Consider the following 235-nt stretch of genomic DNA (forward strand, 5'->3'; position numbering starts at 1 on the left):
GCTAGATAATATCACACTCACCCTACACTTTGGACAAAAAATCAGCTTAATGGGTCGCTCAGGGTCTGGTAAATCCTTGTTATTACAGGCATTAGCTGATTTACTGCCTTTGGATAATGCTAATAAGATTATGTTAAATAAAAATGGCAAATTAATACCCATCTCCCAAATCTCTGCGACTGATTACCGCTCGGTTGTGGCATTATTTCACCAATCGCCAAACTTATCAGACGGC

At 39.6% G+C, this 235-nt stretch carries 1 protein-coding gene; it reads left to right on the plus strand.

Going from position 1 to position 235, the window contains the following annotated elements; genetic code table 11:
- Positions 1 to 10: 10 nt before the first annotated feature.
- Positions 11 to 235 (plus strand): ATP-binding cassette domain-containing protein (locus tag B0E34_RS01175; protein ID WP_228422990.1); only part of this gene is annotated, 225 nt, incomplete at its 3' end.

The sequence above is a fragment of the Chryseobacterium mucoviscidosis genome (genome assembly GCF_002177115.1).
In the GTDB taxonomy this organism is placed as follows: domain Bacteria; phylum Bacteroidota; class Bacteroidia; order Flavobacteriales; family Weeksellaceae; genus Chryseobacterium; species Chryseobacterium mucoviscidosis.